This window comes from Photobacterium ganghwense, from assembly GCF_017329545.1.
Classification (GTDB): Bacteria; Pseudomonadota; Gammaproteobacteria; order Enterobacterales; family Vibrionaceae; genus Photobacterium; species Photobacterium ganghwense.
Genome location: NZ_CP071326.1, coordinates 79,011 through 98,152, shown reverse-complemented (window position 1 = coordinate 98,152; position 19,142 = coordinate 79,011). Strand labels below are relative to the sequence as shown.

At 50.7% G+C, this 19,142-nt stretch carries 15 protein-coding genes, 2 tRNA genes and 1 pseudogene; 8 read left to right on the top strand and 10 right to left on the bottom strand.

Annotated features, from left to right (window positions below; all coding sequences use genetic code 11):
- Nucleotides 1-469 precede the first annotated feature (469 nt).
- The 8 genes from FH974_RS16405 to FH974_RS16370 all read right to left on the bottom strand — a co-directional run bounded on the left by FH974_RS16405 (nt 470) and on the right by FH974_RS16370 (nt 6,301).
- Nucleotides 470-546: transfer RNA gene (locus tag FH974_RS16405), tRNA-Asp, on the bottom strand.
- A gap of 41 nt (nt 547-587) precedes the next feature.
- Nucleotides 588-678: transfer RNA gene (locus tag FH974_RS16400), tRNA-Ser, on the bottom strand.
- Nucleotides 679-788: 110 nt separating this feature from the next.
- Entirely contained in the window at nt 789-1,304 is a 516-nt protein-coding gene (locus tag FH974_RS16395; protein ID WP_047885181.1) for a SixA phosphatase family protein, read from the bottom strand.
- Between the two features lie 159 nt (nt 1,305-1,463).
- The gene (locus FH974_RS16390; protein ID WP_047885182.1) at nt 1,464-2,711 is read right to left on the bottom strand and encodes an ABC transporter substrate-binding protein; all 1,248 of its coding nucleotides are present in this window, start codon (nt 2,709-2,711) and stop codon (nt 1,464-1,466) included.
- Nucleotides 2,712-2,717: 6 nt separating this feature from the next.
- The gene (locus FH974_RS16385) at nt 2,718-4,163 is read right to left on the bottom strand and encodes an ATP-binding protein (protein ID WP_047885183.1); all 1,446 of its coding nucleotides are present in this window, start codon (nt 4,161-4,163) and stop codon (nt 2,718-2,720) included.
- Nucleotides 4,164-4,214: 51 nt separating this feature from the next.
- On the bottom strand, nt 4,215-4,940 hold the full coding sequence (locus FH974_RS16380; RefSeq protein WP_047885184.1) for a response regulator: 726 nt from the start codon (nt 4,938-4,940) through the stop codon (nt 4,215-4,217).
- Nucleotides 4,941-5,206: 266 nt separating this feature from the next.
- The gene (locus FH974_RS16375; RefSeq protein WP_047885185.1) at nt 5,207-5,410 is read right to left on the bottom strand and encodes a DUF3283 family protein; all 204 of its coding nucleotides are present in this window, start codon (nt 5,408-5,410) and stop codon (nt 5,207-5,209) included.
- Between the two features lie 117 nt (nt 5,411-5,527).
- Complete coding sequence (locus FH974_RS16370) at nt 5,528-6,301, bottom strand: hypothetical protein (protein ID WP_047885186.1); 774 nt, start codon at nt 6,299-6,301, stop codon at nt 5,528-5,530.
- Nucleotides 6,302-6,531: 230 nt separating this feature from the next.
- Here FH974_RS16370 and FH974_RS16365 point away from each other — a divergent pair, with 230 nt between their 5' ends.
- A complete protein-coding gene (locus tag FH974_RS16365) occupies nt 6,532-7,134 on the top strand; it encodes a GNAT family N-acetyltransferase (RefSeq protein ID WP_084712551.1) in 603 nt (200 codons plus the stop codon).
- A 73-nt stretch (nt 7,135-7,207) separates the two neighbouring features.
- Here the strand turns inward: FH974_RS16365 and FH974_RS16360 are convergent, their stop codons facing one another.
- Nucleotides 7,208-7,720: a porin family protein gene (locus FH974_RS16360; protein ID WP_047885187.1), complete on the bottom strand. Its 513-nt coding sequence runs from the start codon at nt 7,718-7,720 to the stop codon at nt 7,208-7,210.
- Between the two features lie 230 nt (nt 7,721-7,950).
- On the opposite strand from FH974_RS16360, the gene FH974_RS16355 reads away from it, so the two are divergent.
- The 5 genes from FH974_RS16355 (at nt 7,951) to FH974_RS16335 (ending at nt 16,057) form a co-directional block, all read left to right on the top strand.
- On the top strand, nt 7,951-9,525 hold the full coding sequence (locus FH974_RS16355) for an amidohydrolase (protein ID WP_207103941.1): 1,575 nt from the start codon (nt 7,951-7,953) through the stop codon (nt 9,523-9,525).
- Nucleotides 9,526-9,920: 395 nt separating this feature from the next.
- Nucleotides 9,921-10,091, top strand: a complete 171-nt coding sequence (locus FH974_RS16350; protein ID WP_047885189.1) for a XapX domain-containing protein — start codon at nt 9,921-9,923, stop codon at nt 10,089-10,091.
- 43 nt (nt 10,092-10,134) lie between these two features.
- On the top strand, nt 10,135-10,845 hold the full coding sequence (gene deoD, locus FH974_RS16345; protein ID WP_047885190.1) for a purine-nucleoside phosphorylase: 711 nt from the start codon (nt 10,135-10,137) through the stop codon (nt 10,843-10,845).
- 434 nt (nt 10,846-11,279) lie between these two features.
- Nucleotides 11,280-12,770, top strand: a complete 1,491-nt coding sequence (locus FH974_RS16340; RefSeq protein ID WP_047885191.1) for a lactate dehydrogenase — start codon at nt 11,280-11,282, stop codon at nt 12,768-12,770.
- 161 nt (nt 12,771-12,931) lie between these two features.
- Complete coding sequence (locus FH974_RS16335) at nt 12,932-16,057, top strand: ATP-binding protein (protein ID WP_207103940.1); 3,126 nt, start codon at nt 12,932-12,934, stop codon at nt 16,055-16,057.
- 219 nt (nt 16,058-16,276) lie between these two features.
- On the opposite strand, the gene FH974_RS16330 is transcribed toward FH974_RS16335, so the two are convergent.
- Nucleotides 16,277-16,930 carry a class I SAM-dependent methyltransferase gene (locus tag FH974_RS16330; protein WP_207103939.1) on the bottom strand — a complete coding sequence of 218 codons (654 nt, stop codon included), beginning with the start codon at nt 16,928-16,930 and terminating at the stop codon, nt 16,277-16,279.
- Between the two features lie 312 nt (nt 16,931-17,242).
- Between FH974_RS16330 and FH974_RS16325 the strand changes: the two genes are divergently transcribed.
- Both FH974_RS16325 and FH974_RS26220 read left to right on the top strand, forming a co-directional pair.
- Nucleotides 17,243-18,166, top strand: coding sequence for a LysR family transcriptional regulator (locus FH974_RS16325; protein ID WP_047885194.1), 924 nt, complete (start codon nt 17,243-17,245; stop codon nt 18,164-18,166).
- 736 nt (nt 18,167-18,902) lie between these two features.
- Nucleotides 18,903-19,092 (top strand): annotated as a pseudogene (locus tag FH974_RS26220) (DUF6434 domain-containing protein).
- Nucleotides 19,093-19,142 lie beyond the last annotated feature (50 nt).

Genomic DNA, 19,142 nt, shown 5'->3' with positions numbered 1-19,142 from the left:
TAAAACGGCTTGATCCTGCTTCGTTGTCGTAGCGGAACGGCCGGGTGGACGCTCCAGCGGGACTCATTTGTCCGCAGGACAAACCTAAACTCACCACAAACAAAAAAGCCCCGTCATTTCTGACGAGACTTCGTTGTCGTGGCGGAACGGCCGGGCTGGCGCTCCAGCGGGACTCATTTGACCGCAGGACAAACCTAAACCCAACACAAACAAAAAAGCCCCGTCATTTCTGACAAGGCTTCGTTGTCGTGACGGAACGGCCGGGCTGGCGCTCCAGCGGGACTCATTTGTCCGCAGGACAAACCTAAACCAACACAAACAAAAAAGCCCCATCATTTCTGACGAGGCTTCGCTGTCGTGGCGGAACGGCCGGGCTGGCGATCCAGCGGGACTCATTTGACCGCAGGGCAAACCTAACCCCCAACACAAACAAAAAAGCCCCGTCATTTCTGACGAGGCTTCGTTGTAGTGGCGGAGCGGACGGGACTCGAACCCGCGACCCCCGGCGTGACAGGCCGGTATTCTAACCAACTGAACTACCGCTCCAATTCTTTGTGAAATTCGGCTTTCGCCCAATTTCCAGAATGTGGCGGAGAGATAGGGATTTGAACCCTAGATACGCTATTAACGTATGCCGGTTTTCAAGACCGGTGCTTTCAACCACTCAGCCATCTCTCCGTAATTGCGGCGAATAATAACGGGGGACGGCTAGCTTGTAAACCCTGAATTTTAGAAAAACCAACCGCTTGCGCAACTTTCAGCCAAATAACACCAATGATTGGTAAAAATCAGTCACCCATCAGCTCTTCCGGCTGAGGACGGGCGCGCTTTGGGTAGTCAAAATAGAGGACTGTCGCCTGCCCGGAATCAATCGCACTCCAGCAGTCAACTTCAAACGCAAACACCACCACACCACACGTCGGAATCGAATCGGCTTTGAGCCCGAGCATCTGTGCCAAGTTGGTGATCGCCGGATTGTGGCCCACCAGCATTATCCGATCGGCGACATTGGTACAGGAACGGATCACATCCATCAACTCAAACGCCGATTCAGTATAAAGTTCCTCGCGAGCCTCAAGCTTCGGACGGCTGTACAGCGTCTGGGCAAATAACCCGGCCGTTTCACTCGCACGCAGCGCGGAGCTGGTCAGGATCAGCTGCGGTCCCCACTGCCATGCATTGAGGCGGTGTACCATCTTTGGAATATTTTTCAGTCCGCGATTACTCAACGGGCGGGCATGGTCTTCGAGCGATGGATCATCCCAGGACGACTTTGCATGACGAAGCAAAAACAACAGTTTCATTGCCTTCTCTCCCCAAACTCGCGCCAGTATCCCGGCACTCTCCGCAACGGAAACGCAACGGCATTCATTGACGACTTCTGGCTATAAGTATAAGGAAAATAGGCAACTAGCGTGTGTTGTTTACAATAATTACCACCAAATAGTTCCAGCTCAATCTGGCTACATCGCGGATTTGACCGCGCGAGCCAAACGCTGTGCCGCTTGCTCCGGATCGGCCGCCTTGGCATTGAAGTAATCACTGACTACATCAGAAATCGCGGCCTGTACATAACTGGTCGAGGCCATACCCTGCGACAGACTCGGCACTAGGCCACCGTTTGTTAAGCTCTCCCGGAACACTGTCATGGAGTCTCGGGCACACTGGTCAAATGGCGTCATGTCCATATCCATCCGAACCGGGATCGACCCTTTGCGCTGGTTAAACCCAACCTGAAACGTTTTGTCGAGCAGGATACGGGCAAGATCCTGCTGGGCCTTGATATCGGCCTCGTTCGTCAGCTTGAAAAAGGCAAAACTGTCAATGTTGTAGGTAAACTGTCCTACAGTGCCGGGCGCTGCCACACACAGATAATCCTGCCCCGGCTTTAGCCCTTCTGCGGCAAATTCCCCTTTGGCCCAATCCCCCATAATCTGCATCGCGGCCTCGCCCCGACTGACCATTTCAGTGGCGCTGTTCCAGTCCCGCCCACGATAGCCCGGATCAATATAGTCCCTCAGCCGCAGAAACTGGCGAAACACCTCGACCATTTTCGGGCTGGAAAGCACACTCATATCCAAATCCACAAAGGCCCGTTGATACCCCTCCGCGCCCAGCACCGCCAATGCAATTGTCTCAAACAGCGTCACGTTCTGCCATTGCTGACCACCGTGCGCAAGCGGAATATATCCCGCTTGTTTGATTTTGTCTGCCGCAGCAAAAAACTCAGGCAGGGTACGAGGGACTTCCACTCCGACTTTGGCCAGTATGGCCGGATTGGCCCATAACCAGTTAACCCGGTGGATATTGACCGGGACAGCCACATACTGATCGTTGTACAGCATGATCCGGCGTGCCACGTCTGGCACCACTTCCGGCCAGTGCGCCTCGTCGGCCACAACACTGAGATCACTCAGAAAACCTAAGCGTCCCCATTCCTGAATATCCAGCCCTTTCAGCTGGGCTGCCGATGGGGGATTGCCCGATACCGCACGGGTTTTCAGCACCGTCATGGCACTTTCACCGCCACCACCGGCAATGGCAAAGTTTTTCCAGTGATGGCCGCGCGCTTCAATGTTGTCCTTGAGATAAGTTGCGGCATTGGCTTCTCCGCCGGATGTCCACCAGTGCAGAATCTCCACATCACCGGCAGTCACACTGGTCGTGCTACACGCCAACCACAATGCAAGCAGAGTGCGAGGTCGTTTCATGTTCAGTTATTCTTCTTTCATCAGGCGCGGGATAAACACCTTCACTTCTAAACCGCCATCCACAGCATTGTGGATAGCCATATCGCCACCATGAGCATGGATGATGTTACGCGCAATCCCCATACCGAGACCGTGCCCCTCGTCATCTTTTGCCAGACGAACATAGGGTTCAAAGACCGCTTCCAGCATTTTTTCCGGAATACCCGGTCCGTTATCCTTAATGATCAGAATCAGCGAGCTTTTCTCGTCTTTAATGATCAAGTGCACTTCATGGCCGTATTTCACCCCATTATCAATCAGGTTGCTGAAACAACGCTTGAGCGCCAGCGGTTTACCCATCAATGGGGCAATCGGAGTATCCGGCAGATGCACTTTGACATGGCCACGGTTATGACGTTCGGCAATGCTATGGAGCAGCTCGTTGACATCCACTTCGGTCAGGTTCTCGTGCAAATCAGTATCTTTCACCGTTTGCAGCGCCCCTTTCACCATCATCTCCAGCTCATCCAGATCGCGGTTAAATTTCTCGATCTTGGCTTCATCATCAATCAGCTCAGCCCGCAGGCGCAAGCGAGTTATGGGGGTTTTAAGGTCATGTGAAATAGAAGAAAACAGGTGTTCGCGATCATCAATGTATCGACGAACACGCAACTGCATCCGGTTAAAAGCGCGAGTCGCCGTCACCAACTCACTGGCCCCTTCTTCTTTCAGCGGCGGCTGATAAATATCAAAGCTCATCGCGTTGGCAGCATAGGCGAGCCGTTTGAGCGGCCGGGTCTGGCGACGAATCATAAAGAAGGTAAACAGCAACAACAGGGTGGTGATAAACACCATAAACAACACCTGCTGGCTGGTAATAAACTCATCTTTCAGGCTGACATACGGCGCAGGCAACAAAGCTGCGATATACAGCCATTCATTTTCAGCCAGCTCAAGCTGTACCACCAGAATCGGTGGATTCAACGGCTCCAGACTGAGGGTATAGTGCGCCCAGGAACGTGGCAGATCGCTCAACAGAATGTCATTTTTCAGGACATGTAAGGTTTCCGGACGAGAGAACTCCACCCGAATCACATCCAGGCGGGGAAGTTTTTCATGTAAAACATCTTCGAACACCCTGACTGCCGTGGTTTTCATCAGCGAATCCGGGATAGGGTCAATCCGGATTTCTTCTTCGTTAAAGGAGACGAAAAAGCGCGTGCCTCCCATATTACGCAGCTGATCCAGCACAATATGACGGTACTCAAGCGGCAGGGACTGGAAGAAAGTGACCGTCGAGGCAAACATGTTCGCCATGCTGGCCGATGCGGATTCCAGACCGGCAATATCGCGCTGTTTAGACTGCCCGTACCAGATAATCGTGGCGATCATCTGGGCCAGAAAGACCGCCAATAAGGTGAACCACAGGGTGCGAGCCAACAGAGATTTTGGCCACAGTTTTCGCAAATTCATCGTCTCAGGCCTTCGTTGCGGGCACAGTCGTGCTAATGCTTTGTACCGTACTTATTCTTCGTAAATCACTTCGGCGTTGAACGAATAGCCGTTTCCTCGGATGGTTTTGATCAGTCGCTGCTGGTTGCCTTTGTCACCCAGACGCTGACGCAGTCGGCTCAGTTGCACGTCGATGCCGCGAGCTGACGGTGTGGCTTCTCGCCCACGAGTGGCAAAAGAGATGGTATCCCGATCCAACACCTCATTCGGTCGGGTCAGAAACAGCATCAGCAACGCAAAGTCACCGCCGCTGAGCTCATAATCTTTGCCTTTATCCAGGTCATACAGTCGCTGTGCCGCCGTATCCAGACGCCAGTTGGCAAAACGGATCGACTTGGGAGCGGTCGGCATCTGCTGTGCCTCGGTTGGCTTTACCCGGCGCAACAACGCCTTGATACGTGCCATAAGCTGGCGGGGACTAAACGGTTTAGCAATATAGTCATCGGCGCCCAGCTCCAGCCCGATGATCTGATCCATCTCATCAGAGACGGCTGTCAGCATAATGATAGGAACGTCAGACGTTTTGCGAATGTACTGGCACAGGGTGAAACCGTCATCCCCCGGCATCATGACATCCAGTAAAATCAGATCCGGATATCCCATTGCCAGACGGCGTTTCATTTCTTCCCCTTCCGCTGCCGTCGTCACATTAAAACCGGCTTTGGTCAGATATTCATCCAGCAGTTCGCGGATGTCCTGATCGTCATCGACAACAAGAACTTTCTTGGTTGTGCTCATTCTTTTTTCCTTGCCCTGTTTACACGGTTCGGGCTGATGCTCTAAAAACCGGAATGGTATCGAAACCCTGGCAGTAACATACCAAACTGCATCAAAAAAGGCGCCTGTAGCGCCTTAATATCATGATCTGTGTAAATGCAACCAGATGGACAATACTCAACAAGCTGCATTCCACGGTTAGCATCTACTGATTTGCACGCGGCAATCCCCCATGCAGCAGTACGAAAGTGTTCACACCGAAGCTAGCGATACCGCTGCAACACGGTTTACAGCCCCATCTGCTGCTTATATTTCATGACCGCCTGTTCGAAAAACTCGCGTTCGTCATCGTCGTCAATCTTATTCGCGATCTCGGCAAATACCTCATATCCGACTTTGGCCTGTTTCACCTGCCAAACGGCATAAGCGGCTTGTTTGTCCAACTCTATCCGGTTTCGCTCTGCATCAGAGAGCAGTGTCAAATTATGCATGAGTCATGTCCTGCATGATTAAATCTCTATAACCGGGCGATTTTAGCGAAAAAAGTCACTAATACCAATTGTCACCAATGCCAATTATCACCACACTCACATGACGGCGTTGCGGACTCAGAATCCGAGCAGCCATTTAAAAGTCACAAAAAAGCCGACGACGATCGCCATAAACAACGCCACACTCAGCACCGGGCTCAGAGTTGATGTGGTCGGGTTTTGGATCGCATCTGCCAGCGTTGGCTCATCAGGCAAGCTTTCCCGTTGTTGATGGATTAACTCTGAAATGTAATGACGGATAGTTTCAATGGATTCATCTACCGAATCGATCACTTGTGCGCCCAACCATTTTTCACGATCAATCAGCAATTCCGGCGCAATATTTTTAGGGTCGGCAAAATGGCCGGTACGGCGGTCAATCACTGAAATCGCCAGCTCATTACCCTGAGCGCCCCACACCCAACAAGGCAGGTAGTTGCCACCAATATTGACCTGACTCGGATAGGGATAACCGGGATCATCCAGAAAGGTTTCAATTTTGGACTTAGACGACGTCAAATCGTGAATTTGTTGCAGGCCATGATCCAGCCAGTGAGGGAAGTTATTTCGAAAAGCGCTCTGACGCAGTGGTGCCAGCCTTGCTGCTCCGCGAACGATATATTCAATGACCTGCCTGCCTACAACCGATTGATCCGGCCAGCAACTTTGGGCCTGCTCCGCAGAAAGGTTCAGGTGCTGGCAAACCGTCCCAGTTGGTGCCACCATGCTAACCACACATTCATCCGCAGCTAACGCATCATGATGCCGGATTTTCCAGGGTTGACTGACTTCCTCAAGAATCACCCGGTTTACCTGGTCGACTGTGGATTGATAGTGTTCATAGTTGGTCATGGCTTTCCTCCGGTGAGCGCCTTCTCTTTCTGATTATTGTATAAGAGTGCGTGTCGGGCATCATTGATCAAAACCTTGTTTTACATCATGACTTTACGTCACAATGTCACAAATTGCGGCGTTTCGCTGAACCTGTCCTGAATACCTGTCATTATACACGCCGTACTCTGTCTCTGATGTGTCAGCTCAGAATCCGGATACTTTATGTCACCGCACGGGAAACGACGACTATGCCACCGATTAATCGCGACTCTTCTGACTCAGCTGAAAAAGCTGTATCGCAGCCAGGTGCAACGCCAAATCACAACGCTCAGCCACCCACAGTGGATGTATCATCATTACAGCTGCGCGCCCTGGCTCCGGCAGAAGCACCAATGAACTTACTGCTGGAAGCCGATCCTTCAACGGCCATGATTCAGACGTATTTGCCTGACTGCCTGATTTGGGGAGCGGAACTGCAAAAAGATGCGAAACCAACTGTGATGATTGGGGTTTGCGCTATCCAAATGCAGTCGGCACAACAGGCTGAGCTGATGAACATCGCCATCGAACCGGCGTTTCAGAATCAGGGGCTGGGCAGTGTATTCCTGCAGAAAATCATGGAAACCATGAAGCTTCAGGGGATTCGCTACCTGGAACTGGGAACCGGCACGTTCGGCCACCAGCTGACCTTTTATCAGCGCGCCGGATTCCGGGTTATTGCGGTAGAACCGGACTATTTTCTTCGTCATTACCCCATGCCACTGTTCGAAAACGGCCTTCAGCACAAAGACCGGCTTCGCTTACGGTGCGAACTGCAACGGCACAAACTCGCAACCGTTCCAACGTTGTGAACCGGCTTTTTGAAACCGCTTTCTGATAATAGGAGTTCAGCCAAACCTTGGAATACTCACTATGCGCGGGACATTACAGGCTCGCACCAATTCCCAGCAGGATCGCATTGTTCTTCACAGCCCCCATTTCGCGGTACTCATAGCCAAGGGAAATGTCGACAATCGGCAGCAAGGTAAAGACCACACCGGCACCGCCGGTAAAGCCCCAGCCGTCATCACTTTTGCCTGTGACCGGGTTGTCCACATCGTAGTCATAGTAGTTCGTGCCAGCTTTGGCGTACACAGAGCCAATCAGTAGAGGAATATCGCCCCGCAGCGTGAGAGGAAAAGCGGTGTAGTCAATGTCATTTTTAGCCGACTGCCCCCGGGCATCGACTTCTGCGCTGCCCTGCACCACTCCGGCATTGATGCTGAGAAAATCGTTGAACGGATACGAAGCGTGAACCCCATATTCGTAACCGTAATCGTCGTTCCCCTGATATTCAATTCTGGCGGCCCCAGCACTGGCGCCGACACTGAATCCCCAAATATCGGCTGAGGCGGGCATCGCCGCGATCAGCAACAAACCTGCTGCGTACTGTTTCATGATTTCTGTCCCTCGAAATGCTGCGGTACAAGCTGAAAAGCTAAAAATATCTTCATATCGCCAGGAGTGTGGTAACGGTTCAGACCACGCTGACGGGAACGTCTCGTCCCCTTAATTGGTAGTTCCAATCATGCCAAATTACCAATTTCACAGACAATTTCCTTGCCGGTGCTCACTGCGAAACCATCGCCTATGCTTATACCATTATGGTTCCTGAGGTAGCTTCTCTGATGCTCGCAGTTTTCAGGTTTACCTGCCTGCTTGGTTTTCTTGCTCTACTCAATGCCTGCGACCTGGGCCCATCCCCGGACGCTGACACGATTTATCTCAATGGCACCATTCTGACCATGGCCGATCCTCCTACCGCCAACGCCCTGTCCGTCCGGGATGGCAAAATCCAAGCCATTGGGACCCAGGATGGGGTTTTGCGGCACAAGGGCAATCACACCCGCGTCGTCGATTTAAACGGGCAAACCCTGCTGCCGGGTTTTTATGCCTCCCACACCCTGCTCGCAGCAGAAGTGGCCACAATGGGTTCAATGGAAGCGGCGCAAAATGCGTATGCCAGTCAAGGCTTCACAACGGTGGTTGACGGCTATGCTGATACCGCCAGTGTGAAACAACTGCAAGATGCGGCACTGAGTGACAAGCTGAGCCTGGATTTCATCGCACTGCCACTGTACAGCGACGCAGAAGCCTTACTGAAAGACAAAAGCTGGTCCTTTGGCAGTTACCGACGCCGGCTGAAACTGGGAGGCGTGAAACTGGTACTGGACGGTGACAGCAGAGATCTATCGGCCTGGCTGGCCTTGCCCTACCATTCCGCACCCGGTAAACCGGAGAACTGGCGCGGCGAACCGCTCATCCCCTTCAGTGAACTCGCCGCCTTTTACCGTCAGGCCATAAAACGTCATTTGCAGGTGTTTACCCATGCAGTCGGTGACGCTGCCATTGACGCGATTATTCAGGTTGCCTATGAAGTAAAACTCAGCGCCGAGCAAAACCAGCGCCATGTTGTGCTGTTCTCGCGGTTTATGCGGCGTAATCAGCTTGAGCAGTTTGCCAAACTGGGGCTCATTCCCTGCTTCAACAGCAGTCAAATTTACCTGCAGGGCGATGCCGATTTACAGTACGTTGGCCAGGCATCAGGTGAGTTTCAGAGCCCGATGAAGTCAGCGCAAACCCTGAACCTCCCTTTTTCTAATCACTGCCAGTTGCCACCACAGTCACAAGACAGCACCACAAACGGTAATAACCCGCCCCGCAGCGACGGCGACAGCGACAGCGACAGCGACAGCGACAGCGAAAGTAACGGTAACGATAACGGTAACGGTAGCGGTAGCGGTAGCGGTAATAACAATAGCAACAACGCTCCTCAATCCACTGAGCACTTGCCAGTCAGCCTGCTGGCGATCTGGAGCAGCGTAAACCGACTCAGCCAAAGCGGAGTGATCCTCGGACCGGATGAGCGAATTGATCCGGACACCGCCCTGAAAGCCCTGACGATTCAGGCGGCGTATCAGTTTTTTGAAGACGACACCAAAGGCTCCCTCAGCCCGGGAAAGCTGGCTGACATGGTTATCCTGTCCGACAATCCACTCACCATCGCCCCGGGCATGCTGAGGGAGATCCGAGTACTGGAAACAATAAAGGAAGGAAAAACCATTTTCAGTCAGCGTACCGCCGCCCCGGCCAGTGCGATATCTGATACCGCTCTGCCCGCCAAAGATACCGAAAAGGCCACCGAAACAGACACTTCAGAACCACCTGCGGCTGGGCATAGCTCTATCCCTCCGGTCAATTAATGGGCAGTTTTAACTCAATTCATGTGCTTCAGAAAAATGAAATGCATTACAAGATCACAAAATTTCATCCTTGTTACATTCAGGTTCATACATTACTTTCCAGATTCACAATAATCATTAATGATATGAAAATTAAAAGAATAATAATATTTACCGCCTCCAGATGGCGGTTTTTCAGGCTGTTTTGCGCAAACGATACCCCTCGCCTTTTCAACAGAATTAGTAATCAATGGGTGATTTTTGCTTAAAAGGACAGCAAAATGTGATCGTGATCGCGAGAAGGGGTGACAGCCTTGCTTACACTTCTCTCAACAACGGCGAACATTACAAAGGCGCGATACAGCAGCCACACTAAGCCGACTATTTAGTACGACACAAAGCTAGAGGGTAAACACATGAGCGAGATTCTGCTTGCAATGGTTGCAGGATTAATTGTTGGTCTATTTTTCTCGGCGGTTAAGCTGCCTCTTCCTGCACCTCCTGTGCTACCGGGAATCATGGGCATTGTTGGTGTTTACCTTGGCGGTATCGCGTATCAATCAATCGTTGAACGATTTTTCTCTTAAATTTCCGTCACTGACGAAAAGACAACAGAATCTGGAGTGAACTATGGCTACCCCACACATTAATGCTGAACGTGGTGATTTTGCAGAAACGGTCCTGATGCCAGGCGACCCACTGCGCGCAAAATTCATTGCCGAGACATACCTTGATGATGTCAAACTGGTTTGTGATGTGCGCAACATGTTCGGTTACACCGGCACTTACAAAGGCCAGCCAGTGTCTGTTATGGGCCACGGTATGGGTATCCCTTCGTGCTCAATCTATGTTCACGAACTGATTAAAGAATTTGGTGTGAAAAACATCATTCGTATCGGCAGCTGCGGCGCCGTGCATGATGACGTGAAGCTGATGGATGTCATCATCGGTATGGGTGCATCTACAGACTCCAAAGTTAACCGTATCCGTTTCAGCGACCATGACTTCGCCGCCATTGCAGATTTCGGTCTGCTGGAAACTGCAGTGAGCGAAGCACGTGCGCAAAACGTGCCTGTGCGTGTCGGTAACGTTTTCTCTGCTGACCTGTTCTACAGCCCGGAAGCGGATCTGTTCGACAAGATGGAAAAACTGGGCATCCTGGGTGTGGATATGGAAGCCGCCGGTATCTACGGCGTAGCGGCAGAACTGGGCGCAAAAGCCCTGACGATTCTGACGGTATCTGACCACATTAAGCGTGGTGAAAAACTGAGTGCAGAAGAGCGTCAGAAATCATTTGCCCAAATGATGAATGTCGCACTGGAAACAGCGATCAAGCTGTAATCCCAACCAAGATGCTTATCGGTAGCAGTCTATCGATAACAGCTTAACGGCGAAGAGTCTTCACCAGTGGTCGACGTTCCCCCCGATACGTCGACCACATTTTCCCCTTGGGAAGGCATATCCATAACCATAGAAGCGTGGAAGCTGCTGAAGCGGTGTTTCTGTGAGTATGGATATGACTGAAACGCAGAATAGTTAGTCTCTACAAGGATGCAGGGGCCACGACTCCGCTGCTCAATATTCTGTAAAATGTGGCGTCTTACACAATTTGAACGGTGGCAATCAGCCGCCGTGCGGACGAAATGACCACTGCGACTTGTAGGCACTAATGGTGTCGAGCCGGGGACCCACTCCGGATCGACACCTCCCCCCGACACCTGACCCTGAACAGGCACTTGTCTGTTGCTCGAGCTGAAGGAATTAGTTAGGTAGACATGAAGAATATGTGCCGCACCAACAATCACACGTCCCTGCTGCCTGAATCATGTAACGGGCACCAGCTGAATCATTGCAAAACGGTAAGTTGCGTCAACTTTGGCTCAACCGACACAGAGCATTATGTGCTGCAGCGCAACAATCCCAACAAGCCGATTCTGGTGTGCCGGGAATGCGGTGCGTTTCCGCCAATTATCAATAATCACGATGTTATCGCTGAAGTGATGCGCCTTAAACAGCAGCAGAACAGCGGCCTGCCAGCCTGCAGTCATCCGGACTGCGAAAACTTCGGTCTCCCGGTACTGACCCACCGCCATCTTTATCATGCGTTTGGTTTCAGCGGTGATCGCCAGCGTTATCGTTGCAAATGCTGCCAGGCAACCTTCGTTGACCGCTGGTCCGGGTTTAACGCCAAAAATCAGACCCAGCAAAAGCTGCTGGCCATGCTGTTTACCGGCTACAGCGTTCGCGACATCTGTCGCCGCCTGAGCCTTAATCCCAAATCGTTTTACGATCAGCTTTCCCATATTGCCAGTCGCTGCCGCCGCCAACTGGCGATGTTTGATGCCCGCCTGTGCAAGCATAGTGCTCACCTTTCCCTGGCATCTGATATCAGTGAGTTGCAGCCCAAAAGTGATAACGGCGTGCAGTGGATTGCCAGCTGTGAAGCGCGTTCAGGCTATGTGCTGGCGCAGGACATCAACTATCAGGCAACCGACCCGGACAGCCGCAGCGAACACCATGACCCTTACACCAACGGAACGCGTTTTATGGCGCCTCCGGCAGCACGGCTGGCAATTGTACCGACACCAAAACCCCTTGCGCTACTGGCACGCATTGATGCCATTTACCGCGAGGTCATGTCCCGTCCTAACCTGGAAGACCCGCTGTCAGACAAAGCCCGCCTGAACTACCCGACCAAAGGCTGTCTGATCCGTCCGCAATACACAGTGTATGCCCATTACATGCACCTGCAGGAAATGCTGGAAGATAACGAAGAACTGGCCATCTACATGCCACAGGAACCCCTGCTGCGCTCTGCCTGTATTTCAGTTTTCCGAGAGCGGGTCAAAAACAAGACCATTCATCCGGTCTATGTGGAAACCGATCCGGACTGGGAGCACGGCCAGACCGCCGGTAAAATTGATATCGTGCTGATGGGGTGGTGGCGCGATCGCTGGGCGTTTACCCGTCACGGTGATATCAGCAAAGGAATCTGCCATCTGGGTGGTGAAAAAGACAACGAGGCCAAGTGGCTGGCTATCGCACACCATGATGTGATCACAGATTACCAGCAACGTTTCCAGGATCAGTTCAGCCAGCTGATCAATGAGCCACGCCGTAAACTCAGACCGGGCGGCCTGTTACCTCTCATGGATATTTACCGCGCCTGGCACAACCTGTGCCATCAGGACAAAAGCGGCCTGACTCCGGCCCAGAAAGTCGGTCTGATCTGCGCCCCCCTTACTCTTGAGCAGCTGCTCAGTTAATTTCACGACTGACCGCACAATAATGATGGGGAGATCGTATTTCTCCCCCTAAAGCAACAAATTACATTGATCCTTTGCGGAACTATGTATCACACTCCATAGAGTTGTCTTGGCGAAAAAAACGACAACAGTCATCACAGAAATGGACTTTGGGGTGTGCCTTGGTAAATTTTCTACCCAACCGAATTAAGCCTATCTTACTGGGCAGTATGTTATTCATCGGGATTGTTCCCGCCCTGCTCTACAGCTGGGTCAGCAGTGAAAAACTTAAAATCGTCGCCACTGAGCAGATTTCTCAGGGGCTGAACAGCCGTACCAATCTGGCCGGTCATCATATTGATGACTTACTGTCCCGGCGTATGATCAGTATCCAGAAACTGGCACATTCGCCGGTGTTTGAACTCGCTCCAAAGCACATGTCAGATCCGAATTCTTTCATTACAGCTTACCTTGCGGAGCAAAGCCGGGTTGATCCGGCGCTGAGTGAGTTGTACGTGCTGGAACAGGCCACAGGTGGTAAACCAACGCTGACCGCCAGCTCCGTCACCACCGAAAACGATATTCCACAGAGCGCTCAACAGACAGAGCAGGCTTTGTTTGCCTCACTGGCCCAGGCAGGCTTTCCTGATCTGACATCAACCCTGAATGCCCTTTCGCTATCTGCCCAAGTAACCGGAACAGATTCCACGCAGCTTCAGCTCTCCTCCATAAGCGCACCAGCCAGCGAAAACCAAGGGCTAAACCAGACTCAGAATCAGAATAACCAGAACGCTGCCCCGACCATCGCCGTGTCTGCCCCCCAATATGATGCAGACAACGCCTTCCTTTACCTGATCCATCCGATTAAGCAGATCGATACCAACACCATCCCGGGCAGGGTTTCCCGCTTTCTGGTACTTCGCTACCAGTTGAATGAAATCAATCGTCAGTTGCACTTTCTGGAAAAACACATCCGAAACATTGATTACGTCTTGCTGGTTGATGCTCAGGGCAAGCCAGTACTGACCGGTCGACATCAGGGGCAGAAGCTGGCTGTTTTCCGTCAATTCACCGCCTTTTACCAGCAAAATGGCCTGAGTCAACGCCATGAAGAGATGACGGAACTCCTGAGCTACCAGACGCCGGAAGGACAAACCATGGTGGTGTCATTGGCCCCGTTAGACACCGTTCATGCTGGTGTAACAGGCCTGCCGCAGTGGTCGCTGGTTTCCATTACGCCCAGAGATACCGTCACAGCCGTGATCGGTTATCTGCAGCATTACTTCCTGCTGGCACTGTTGGCTACTGCGGTTGTGGTCATTATTCTCGCCCTGACACTGACCCGCCGCATCACGGTTCCGCTGGCGAGGCTGTCCCGTTTCGCAGCCCAGTTCAAGCTCGGAAATTATGATCGTAATGATAATTTCCGTGGCCCGCACGAATTTCAGGTACTGAACGATGCGCTGAATCAGGGCGCGCAAAAAATCTCGCTGGATACTCAACGACTCAATCAGGCACTGCATAAAGCAGAAACGGCTGATCGGGCCAAATCGGTGTTTCTGGCAAACCTGTCCCATGAGATCCGCACCCCAATGAACGGTATGCTGGGGCTGTCTCAGTTACTGCTCAAAACACCGCTGAGCAAAGAGCAGGAGCAACATCTGCGCACGCTGCTCGACTCCGGCAAACACATGATGGCCCTGCTCAATGATATTCTGGACTTCTCCAAAATTGAGCAGGGGCAACTGAAACTGGACCCGTCACATTTCTGCTTTACCGATCTGGTGGGTGCCATTGAGAGTACTTACTTCTCGCTGGCCAAAGAAAAAGGCATCGACTTTACCATTCAGTGTCAATTCAAACGGCAGCAATGGTTCTATGCCGATAAGGCCCGTATTCGCCAGATTCTGTTCAACCTGATCAGCAATGCCATCAAATTTACGGAAAAGGGAAAAGTCGACGTCACGTTGCAACTGGCACCGACCGACACCGATAAGGAATTGATCCTCACGATCATCACGCAGGATACTGGAATTGGCATTCCGGCAGACAGGATCGGGCTGATCTTCGACCCGTTTGCGCAGGCAGAGGCATCCACCAGCCGTCGTTTCGGCGGCACCGGATTAGGGCTGAGTATTGTTAAACAGCTTGCGAGCCTGATGAACGGTGACGTGACCGTGAGCAGTGTTCAAGGTGTCGGTTCGTGCTTTACCGTCACACTCAAGGTCCGTGAAGGCAACTACGTCAAAGAAGACTCCTCAGATATCGAGCTGGATCGCCAGGCTTTTGCCGGGTTACGGGTACTGATAGTAGAAGACAACCATCTGAACGTCATGATCATCGATACCTTCCTCAAACAGCGGGGCTTTATTACCACTATCGCCGAAAACGGTGCCGATGCCCTCAATGCCATGCAGCAGTACGCGTTTGATCTGGTGCTGATGGATAACCACATGCCGGTCATGGATGGGATTGAAGCGATTCAACGTATCCGAAAACTGCCGCCTCCGGCCTGCGCGACCCCAATTTTTGCCTGTACCGCCGATGTGTTTGCCGAAACACAGCGCAACATGATTAACGCCGGGGCTGAATGCGTTATCACCAAACCGCTGGATGAACGTAAGCTGGTTGATGCCCTGCAACGTTACCAACACCCAATCACCCGGATGGCTACGCTGCATGCTGAGGCCAATACACTGCACTATGCCGACCTCCCCCCTGAGACGGCATCCGAGCCGCTGCAAGACCAGCAGCAAACTAACGACCAAACACTTGTGTTTCCGACCGCAACAGCCGGATCACACTTGTCTTCCCCGTCATACGGCCAAACGCAATCTGAGCCTGAAGGATCAGACTGTGAATGTGCACTGGCTGACAAGCCACGCACTTTGACTGCTGACACATCAGAGGATGCCATGAATAACAATCTAGATGAGATGTCGCCACCTGTGACGCTGGCTGATAAGCATTTTCAGGAGCTGGATGTCAGTGGAGTGCTGGATATGATGGATGACGATCACGACATCGTGGCGCATTTCCTGACGATGTTCAGTGATGAGCACCAACATGATGCCAAGCGCTTCCGTGACGCTGTTGAAAAACAGGATTTTGATCTGGCTGTACTAATCAGCCACTCGTTGAAAGGCGCTTCTGGCAGTATCTGTGCCATGCCATTGCACAATGCCGCCAAGGCCGTTGAGCTGGCTGTCAAAAAGCAACGGATTCCGACTGAAGACGAAATCCAGGCTATGGAACAGGCATTACAGCGACTGGTAAGCGAGATTCGCACTCAGCTGACACTGCAATAATTCGTGCAGCCCTGATAACACTGAACGGTATTCATACATCCTGAAATTCTGGGATGGCTTGGCTTCTGAGTACTCAACACCGCTGAAGGCGAAACAAGCTTTCAGCGGTGTTGACTTTCATTTGGGGCATCTTTTAGATGAGGTCTGACTTTCAGTTGGACTGCAGCTTCATGTTGTTAGAGGCATTCGCTTCAGCGCTGCGCCATCGTTCAGGCACAATCAGGCCTTACGACCAGAGAACAGAGCCACACAACCGATCACGTCAATCTTCACCTCAGCAAAATGCGTTTTTAAGACCGACTCCAACGCCACGACGTCATCCAGCTCGTTACTGAAAATACCTTTTTTGTTATAGATAGCCATCAGCTTCTTCGCGAAGGCATTTTTTGGCGTCCCCTGCCCCAGAATAGTGCTGCCGAAGACCACGCCACCATCATTCATCACCGCTTTAAGATGCGAGAAAACAATTCCTTTCTCGGCAATATCCCCCGGCAGGCAATGCAGCAGGTAGTTGATACTGACTGAATCAAACTTTTCACACGGCAGGTTGAAAGGCTCTAGTACATTTCGGCAATACTGTTCCGGATTAAGGTGAGATATCGCCTGGGCGGCTGTGCTCAGGCTGTTTTCATTCAAGTCCACCAGTGCGACCCGCCGGGTCTTTGCAGACAGCCCGTGTTTTAAATAAAACCCGGTTCCCACTCCCACATCCAGATGGTTTGCCGATACCTGCTCTGCAAACCGCTTGCTGATAAGATGAGTCGGACACTTCCATAAATAGTGGTTGGAAACCCCTAACACCCACCAATCATAAATAGCCAGCACCGCTTTTGAGTAAATGGCCTGACCGGCAACCACATCGTTTTTATTCATTTTATTATCAATATCACTTACAAAGGGTAAGGAATTTACCTGAATATCAATAACGATCAAAGCATACCAGTCCCGGTTTTTATCAGTCTTATCAATAAGTACAGCAAGGCGACCCTACATCCCTTTCTTCAATTATCTTTTTTCAATCCAGATCCTGTTAACCAGCCCAAAATGATTCCTATTTCCTGCCACAAACAGGAATCAGATATTTCCTCGTCACCCCTTGAGCCCATTCTCAGAATCTCTTTCCAGATACCATTAAGATAAGGAAAAAATAACAAACATAACAATAAGAAGAGAGATACGATCACCATGCGAAAATTAAGTGATTTTGATTTAAAACTGCTGCAGGTTTTTACCACCATTGTGGAAACCGGGGGATTTTCTGCGGCCCAGTTTGCCCTGAATATGCATCAGTCAACAATTAGTACCCGCATGCATGACCTGGAAGTGCGATTGGGGATGACCTTATGCCAACGCGGACGACGCGGCTTTCGGCTGACGCCGGATGGCGAAAAAGTCTACGCACTGTGTCAGACCCTGTTTCAGCACATCAACCACTTTGAAAATCAGATCGACGGTATCCGCAAAGTGTCTCACGGGCATATTACGCTGGCACTGACCGATAACCTGGCCACGAACCCTGATTGTCACGTTCAGCAGGCCATACGCGCTTTTTGTGCCCGCTACTCAAAAGTCACACTGGAAACCGTGGTATGGGACTCCTATCAGATTGAGATGATGCTCTTGGAGGGGAAAATAGAGCTGGGCATTACCTCATCAGAGGTACAAAAAGATGGATTAACCTACACACCGTTGTTCAGCGAGCATCAGAGCCTGTACTGCGCCAGCGACCATCCTATCCTGCAGCACCCTAGCCCAATCACCGAAGACGATCTGATGCTGTATCCGCTGGTTGACCGCGGTCTATCCCACCACATCACCCCACTCAGCCACTGTGAAGCTATGCCGCATCTGGCCAGTAGCACCAATATGGAAGCAACTGCGCACCTGCTGCTGTCCGGCAACTTCATCGGGTATTTGCCGGATCACTATGCGGCAATCTGGGTTAACCGGGGCGAGTTAGTCAGAATCGTGGCACCTGATTGGGAATACAAGGCCGATTTTCATCTCACTACGCTGGATAACAAAGAGCACTCACTGGCTGCTACCAAGCTGATTGAAGCTATTGTGGAAAACCATATCGACCACAAAGCTTACCTGGCAACCTCATAGCGTCTAGTTCAGACTCCACCGATGACAGGATGGCCAACGCGACCTGCCATCGGTTCCAGTCGCTCGTTTTTCGCGCTATTTTTGTAGCGGTTTCTTTTCAAAACGACTGGCAACTCCCACTATTTACATTAATTGCATCGACTCAAATTCGGTCTGACACTGATAAGATAGTTTTTAATCAAAAGGCATAATTGCCAAGAAGTGCAGCACACAAGTTATCACCCGTTATCTTATTAACATCAAACTACTCAAGGTTTAAACTCAGCATTCGTAATATTCTAAAAAGCAATCATCAAAAAAGTAAAAATACCTTTAAGGTACACTATATATACAGGGTATTTGAAAATAAAATATAACTCTGCCATTTCGAAGTGTTAATACCAAGATCTTCGCTCAATAAAAAGGCGAAAATGAAGAAAATTATAGCGCCAAAATTTATGCACGCAGACCACCAAAGTGGTAACTTCCGTACAAAATCACCGTTTGTAAATACTAGCCAGAGATATCGTCAAAAATCATCAGACTATATGGTAAGAAGCGTGAACCCATTCTAGTTACTTGATACTTAATAAATTAAGTCATTGTTTAATTTTAGGCGTTTTTATAAAGTGTTATATTACTGAAAACTATACGGCAGCGTTAAAACGGATTAATCATACACAGAGCCAAATAATACATTGTTATACAAAAGGAAAATTTAAAAACCATGGAAAAGGTTGATTAGCATAAAAATCATATTGATGACAACACGCTAATCACAGATAGCTACCTAGAACACCACCCAGAATGTTCGCAGATATTTCAAATCCAAATTTTTCGAGCAATGTAAGTTCGACCGTGACTTTATGAATTGGATAAATAATGCGACTGGATTGACAATAGGTGATGCTGTTCAAGAATGGGCTAGGCGTCATAATCCAAGGTAAGCCTTTAAATTAAAACATTTTTCAGGTGTAGTGTGGGTAATGTGCGTGTT